This is a genomic window from Pseudomonas sp. K5002, assembly GCF_013386655.1.
GTDB lineage: Bacteria > Pseudomonadota > Gammaproteobacteria > Pseudomonadales > Pseudomonadaceae > Aquipseudomonas.
This window is the reverse complement of the sequence record NZ_JACARK010000246.1, coordinates 7,398-12,581: the sequence shown is the minus strand read 5'-3', so window position 1 is coordinate 12,581 and position 5,184 is coordinate 7,398. Positions and strand designations below refer to the sequence as shown.

The following is a 5,184-nucleotide window of genomic DNA, read 5'->3' as shown; positions in this document are numbered from 1 at the left end:
CCCGCTCCCACATTCGACCGAGTTCCTACGGAAAAAACGCGGTCAAGTGTGGGAGCGGGCTTGCTCGCGAATGCGGTAGACCAGGCAACACTGCTCATAAAGTGAACACCGACACCCACAAGCGCCACCTTTTAGCGCGTCGCAATTAGATAAGTAGCTCCCGAACGATTTCCCCTCATGACCATCGGTCACCCGTGCTTGTGGTGACAGACTTTTCCCACGTCGTTTCTCTCCCTTCCCACAAGTGCTACCGATCTGCTCACACACCTTGAGCCTGCGTTCTCTCACGTCTTTTCTGGGTCATATCCCCCACTCCATGCGCGGGCTTATATAGACACGTCATGAGGTCGTTTTCAGGAGTTATTGAATACGCATTCAACTTTAGGCATGGCATTTGCTCTATCAATACAAAGCCTCTCGCCATAGGAGTTTCCTTAAGGCGATGAGCGCAATAACAAGAGCCTCGCCTGAGGCCATCACCCGCTTTGTGTGAGGAGATACCGCGATGACGTCGTTCAACTCCGGGGCTCAACCCCAGAACCGTGCGCCTCAATCCATCGGCTTTTTGCTGCTGGACAATTTCACGCTGATTTCCCTGGCTTCCGCAGTCGAACCCCTGCGCATGGCCAACCAACTCTCCGGCCGCGAGCTGTATCGCTGGACGACGTTGAGTGTGGACGGAAACCAGGTGTGGGCCAGCGACGGTCTGCAAATCACCCCCGATGCTTCCATGCACAAAGCTCCGGCCCTGGACACCGTGATCGTCTGTGGCGGCGTGGGTATCCAGCGCACCGTGACCCGTGAGCATGTGTCGTGGCTGCAAAGCCAGGCGCGCCAATCCCGTCGCCTTGGCGCGGTGTGCACCGGCAGCTGGGCCCTGGCCTGCGCCGGCCTGCTGGACGGGTTCGATTGCAGCGTGCACTGGGAATGCCTGGCGTCGATGCAGGAAGCCTTTCCCCGCGTGGCCATGAGCACACGCCTGTTCACCCTCGACCGCAACCGCTTCACCAGCTCCGGCGGCACCGCGCCGCTGGACATGATGCTGCACCTGATCAGCCGCGACCACGGCCGTGAGTTGTCGGCGGCGATCTCCGAGATGTTTGTGTACGAGCGCATCCGCAACGAACAGGATCACCAGCGCGTGCCGCTCAAGCACATGCTTGGCACCAACCAGCCGAAGTTGCAGGAAATCGTCGCGCTGATGGAGGCCAACCTGGAAGAGCCGATCGACCTCGATGAACTGGCGGTGTACGTCGCGGTTTCCCGGCGTCAACTGGAGCGCTTGTTCCAGAAATACCTGCACTGTTCGCCGTCGCGCTACTACCTCAAGTTGCGCCTGATCCGTGCGCGGCAGTTGCTCAAGCAAACGCCGATGTCGATCATCGAAGTGGCGTCGGTGTGCGGGTTTGTCTCCACGCCGCACTTCTCCAAGTGCTACCGCGAATACTTCGGCATTCCGCCGCGGGATGAGCGTGTGGGTTCCAACACCACGCAGCAGGTGGCGATGATGCCGATTCCGCAGGCGCTGGTGTTGTCACCGTTGTCCGGGCCGTTGTCGGCGTTGAGCCAGGCCAGGAATGAGTCGACTTTCGCGAGTGTAAGGCTTTAGACCGAGTCGCCTGCATTCGCGAGCAAGCCCGCTCCCACACTTGACCGCGTTTTTTCAGTAGGAACGCGGTCGAATGTGGGAGCGGGCTTGCTCGCGAATGCGGTATATCAGGCGCCAGAGTTCTGCCGAAATTGCACCAAAGCCGGCAACAACTGCTTGTCGATCGCCTGCCTCACCGCCGGCAAGATCGTCGCGCTGCCGGTGTACATCTGCTCAACCATACCCTTGAGCGCCTTGGCCCGCGCCGCGCTCAAGCCGCGCACCGCACACTCGCAAGCCTGCTCGGCGGTAGCGCCGCTGGACACCTCGAAACCCAACGACCGCAGCTGGCCCAGCAGGTCATCCTGGTCAATCAAATCCGCGTGCATCATGACGTTAATCCTTGTTAGGGGAGCGGGGGATTGAAGTCGATTCTGGTAGGCCATCACCGAGTCGGCAAGGCCTGAATGCATGAATGTCCGGCACACCTATGAACAGGTCGTTTTCGGCTAACTCGCAAGGCAGGGGAGTGTGCACACTGGCATCAAGCAAGCAGCTTGAAGGTTTGGTCACCCTCGGGATGCGCCGCTCACACAAAGCACTCTGCCCCGATCCTGTCACGGCTGGATCGGGGCTTTTTTTGAGCTGAAATTTGAGGTGAAGCTGCTGGCCCCTTCGCGAGCAAGCCCGCTCCCACAGTTGACCGCGTTTTTTCAGGAGAACTCGGTCAACTGTGGGAGCGGGCTTGCTCGCGAAGGGCGCGCCTCGGTCTACCGCTGCAACACCAATATCCGCGACAACAACTCATCCCGATCGATATAGCAGCCCTGGAAATGCCGCGCGCCGGACGCCGGATCAAACGCATTGCGCGCATGCAGGGTCCGGCGATTATCAAAGCACCACAGCTCGCCCGGATTCAGACGTTTGACCAGCCGAAAACGCTCTTCCCGGGTCATCGCAATAAACCGGCGATAGGCGCGATAGAGCAACGGCATCTGCTCTGCAGGCGCCTCAAACGGCCCGCGCAGAAAGTTGGCCATGCGAATCTCGGCGACTTCACCCAAGGCATCCAGAGCAATGATCGGCGCCAGCCGGCGATAGTCGCTGTGACGGTCCTTGTTGCGAAACTCCACCGGGATCTCGCACAACGCGCGAAAGGCTTCCGGATCTTCGTCCCGCAATGCCCGGGCAATCGCAAAACCGTCGACAAAAATACTCTCGCCCCCGTCGGCGTCGTTCACCAGGCAATGCAAGAACTGCAGCCCGGGTTGCAGCTCCCGCGTCGGCAAATCACTGTGCAGCGGCAGGTTGAATGCCGTGTAGGCGTTGCTGTCGGCTTCGGCCTTGGACTGCACGTTGAACAGCACGCCGAAGTTGCTCTCGCGGATGAACGAAATGCGCTTGGCGATCAGCGCCAGCGAGCCAGGTTCGGTGGGCACACCGCGCACTTGGGTGAGGCCGCTGTCACGCAGGGCCAGCAGCCATTGCAGCAGGGCTTTCGGGTCTTCCATCAGCGCTGCGTAGTCGAATACGGGCAGCTCGAACGTACGGTCCCACAGCAGGGATTTCGGTTTGGCAGCCCGGCGCTCCGCGCGTGATTCATCATCGTAGGCGTGCGCCCGCAGCCAGCCAGGGTCGTATTGGCTGCAATGGCCGCCACTCCATTCCACTGTCAGCAGACCCTGGTCGATACGCGCACTGAGGGCCGTGAGGTGTTCGTCCACATCGACGATTTCCAGCACCTGTTCACGGGTCACGCTGTAGACGCAAACAGGGCACGGGCAGTTGTCCCGCAGCCACTGGTGATGAAACGGGCTGACCCGCCCATCGGCCCATCGCACACTGAGGTGATCGCCGTGCACCTGCACATCGGCCAGGTCACTGATCAGTGGGTAAGTACGGAAGTCGGCAACAGCGGCGGCGGTTTGCATGGCGATTCCTTATTTTTGGGGTGGCAGTCCAATCACGCGGCCGAGCAGGGCGGGCTTCGGCAGGTCGGTTTGTTCGGCGCTGATGCTGGCAAGCTTGCCCAGCACCGCTTCACTGAATGGCGCCGAGTGCGGCCCGGCGAGGTCGACGTGGAGCAGCATCTGTTCGTTGCCCGCCAGCTCCTTTTCGTCGCCCACCAGGTGCAGGCTGTGATAGAGGTGCAGGCGCTTGCGGTCGTGGGCGATGAGTTGGGTGTGTACCTCGACGGCGGCGCCCAGTTTCACTTCGTGCAGGTAGTTGAGGTGCAACTCCAGGGTGAACAGCGAGTGGCCGCTGGCTTCGCGGTTTTCGCTGTCCAGGCCCAGGGTGTCCATCAGTGCGTCGGTGGCATAGCTGAAGATCAGCAGGTAGAACGCATCGCGCAGGTGGCCGTTGTAATCGACCCACTCGGGGAGGATTTTGGTGGTGTAGGTGGTGAGTGCGGGCATGGTTCGGTTCCCGGTAGGTACGTGATCGTTCCCACGCTCTGCGTGGGAACGCCTCCTGTGACGCTCTGCGTCACGCGTTGGGACGCAGAGCGTCCTGGGCTGCATTCCCACGCAGAGCGTGGGAACGATCTTTACAGGGCTTATTCGGCGAAGGTCATACCGTGTTTTTCCTTGGTGGTCTTCACCGCCTCCAGCACCGCCAGCAGGCAATCATCACGATAGCGCTCCAGCGCCGAAATGCTGTGTTTGCCCAACTGATCGCTGGTGCCGTCCACCACGTCGTCAATCAATTTGTCGGTCAATTCCGGCGCCGGCAGATAGGTCCACGGCAGCTGCAAGGCCGGGCCGAACTGCGCCATGAAATGCCGCATCCCGGCATCACCGCCCGCCAGCGTATAGGTCAGGAACGTGCCCATGAACGACCAGCGCAAACCGGCGCCAAAGCGAATCGCATCATCGATCTCGCCGGTGGTTGCCACACCATCGTTCACCAGGTGCAACGCCTCACGCCACAGGGCTTCCAGCAGCCGGTCAGCGATAAAACCGGGCACTTCCTTACGCACATGCAAAGGGCGCATGCCGAGGGATTCGTACACCTTGATTGCTGCCTGAATCGCTTCCGGCGCAGTGTTTTTGCCGCCTACCACTTCCACCAGCGGCAACAGGTAAACCGGGTTGAACGGATGCCCCACCACGCAACGTTCCGGGTGCGTGGAGCCTTCATAAAACTCGCTCGGCAACAACCCCGAAGTACTCGAACCAATCAACGCATTCGGCTTGGCCGCCGCGCTGATTTTGCTGTGTAACTCCAGCTTCAATTCCAGGCGTTCCGGGGCGCTTTCCTGGATGAAGTCAGCGTCTTTCACGCACTCTTCAATGGTGGCCACAAAGCGCAGGCGATCTTGCGAGGCACCCGGTGCAAGGCCTTGTTTTTCCAGGGCGCCCCAAGCATTCGCGACACGTTTGCGCAGGGCGGCTTCGGCGCCAGGTGCAGGGTCCCAGGCCACCACGTCCAGGCCGTGGGCCAGGGCGCGGGATACCCAGCCGCTGCCGATGACACCGCTGCCCAGCGCGGCGAAGGTTTTGATTTCAGTGATAAAGCTCATGGCAAATTCCTAAAGAGTTCGGTGATTCTGTGTGAGAGCCAAGATCAAAATGTGGGAGCGGGGGGGGGGGGGG

The 5,184-nt window shown here is 60.6% G+C and carries 5 protein-coding genes; 1 reads left to right on the top strand and 4 read right to left on the bottom strand.

Features of this window, described 5'->3' with window-relative positions; translation table 11 throughout:
- Positions 1-505: 505 nt before the first annotated feature.
- The gene (locus HX846_RS13065; RefSeq protein WP_003216915.1) at positions 506-1,609 is read left to right on the top strand and encodes a GlxA family transcriptional regulator; all 1,104 of its coding nucleotides are present in this window, start codon (positions 506-508) and stop codon (positions 1,607-1,609) included.
- Positions 1,610-1,716: 107 nt separating this feature from the next.
- Here HX846_RS13065 and HX846_RS13060 read toward each other — a convergent pair whose 3' ends face one another.
- From HX846_RS13060 to HX846_RS13045, 4 genes are all read right to left on the bottom strand, one after another.
- On the bottom strand, positions 1,717-1,980 hold the full coding sequence (locus HX846_RS13060; RefSeq protein ID WP_003216918.1) for a hypothetical protein: 264 nt from the start codon (positions 1,978-1,980) through the stop codon (positions 1,717-1,719).
- A gap of 378 nt (positions 1,981-2,358) precedes the next feature.
- The gene (locus HX846_RS13055) at positions 2,359-3,519 is read right to left on the bottom strand and encodes a gamma-butyrobetaine dioxygenase (protein ID WP_178965520.1); all 1,161 of its coding nucleotides are present in this window, start codon (positions 3,517-3,519) and stop codon (positions 2,359-2,361) included.
- 9 nt (positions 3,520-3,528) lie between these two features.
- Positions 3,529-4,005 carry a thioesterase family protein gene (locus tag HX846_RS13050; RefSeq protein ID WP_008430629.1) on the bottom strand — a complete coding sequence of 159 codons (477 nt, stop codon included), beginning with the start codon at positions 4,003-4,005 and terminating at the stop codon, positions 3,529-3,531.
- Positions 4,006-4,145: 140 nt separating this feature from the next.
- Complete coding sequence (locus HX846_RS13045) at positions 4,146-5,111, bottom strand: L-carnitine dehydrogenase (RefSeq protein WP_017476440.1); 966 nt, start codon at positions 5,109-5,111, stop codon at positions 4,146-4,148.
- Positions 5,112-5,184: the final 73 nt, after the last annotated feature.

Bases quoted from the DNA above. Each gene is read 5' to 3' on its own strand.
- HX846_RS13065 (WP_003216915.1), top strand. From the start codon at position 506: ATGACGTCGTTCAACTCCGGGGCTCAACCCCAGAACCGTGCGCCTCAA.
- HX846_RS13060 (WP_003216918.1), bottom strand. From the start codon at position 1,980: ATGATGCACGCGGATTTGATTGACCAGGATGACCTGCTGGGCCAGCTG.
- HX846_RS13055 (WP_178965520.1), bottom strand. From the start codon at position 3,519: ATGCAAACCGCCGCCGCTGTTGCCGACTTCCGTACTTACCCACTGATC.
- HX846_RS13050 (WP_008430629.1), bottom strand. From the start codon at position 4,005: ATGCCCGCACTCACCACCTACACCACCAAAATCCTCCCCGAGTGGGTC.
- HX846_RS13045 (WP_017476440.1), bottom strand. From the start codon at position 5,111: ATGAGCTTTATCACTGAAATCAAAACCTTCGCCGCGCTGGGCAGCGGT.